The sequence below is a fragment of the Bacillus sp. GZB genome, assembly GCF_001975995.1.
Taxonomy (GTDB): Bacteria; Bacillota; Bacilli; order Bacillales; family Bacillaceae; genus Bacillus; species Bacillus velezensis.
The window spans coordinates 1-713 of sequence record NZ_MTQG01000014.1 but is presented as its reverse complement, the minus strand read 5'-3'; the positions used below and the strand labels follow the sequence as shown (position 1 = coordinate 713).

Below are 713 nucleotides of genomic sequence, written 5' to 3'. Positions count from 1 at the left end.
GTCGAATGGCTCGGCCGTTCAGACGGACAGGTGAAAGTCCGCGGCTACCGGATTGAACCGGGAGAAATCGAAGCGGCGATCCGGCGCATCGACGGCATTCGTGAGGCGGCGGTCACTGCCCGGACCGAACACGGCGAAACCGCGCTTTACGCCTATATCGAAGGACGGGAAAGCGATGACGTGCGGGCGGAGCTTGCGACACGCCTTCCGGCTTACATGATGCCGGCTCAGTTCATAAAGATGACCGAATGGCCGGTCACGCCGAGCGGAAAGCTTGACCGCCGCGCGCTGCCGGCTCCCGGCGGAGCGGCAGACAGACAGGCGTACACCGCCCCGCGGAACGTCACGGAAATGAAGCTTTGCGCTCTTTGGGAAGAGGTGCTGAAAAACGGCCCCGTCGGCATCCGAGATCACTTTTTTGAGCGGGGCGGCCATTCGTTAAAAGCGACGGCTCTCGTCTCCCGCATTGCCAAAGAGTTCGGTGTTCAGGTGCCGTTACAAGACATCTTCGCCCGGCCGACGGTGGAAGAACTCGCTTCGGTTATTCAGGACTTGGAAGAGAGCCCGTATGAAGCAATTCAGCCTGCGCAAAAACAGGACACCTACCCGGTGTCTTCGGCGCAGAAACGGATGTATGTGCTCCAACAGCTTGAAGACGGCGGTGTCGGCTACAATATGCCGGCTGTGCTGGAACTGATGGGTCCGCTTGACCG

Annotated in this window: 1 protein-coding gene; it reads left to right on the top strand. The window is 60.2% G+C overall.

Annotated elements, in window-relative coordinates:
* Positions 1-713, top strand: a 713-nt coding sequence (locus BXO87_RS05750; protein ID WP_139337723.1) for a phosphopantetheine-binding protein, incomplete at both ends; no start/stop codon positions are given.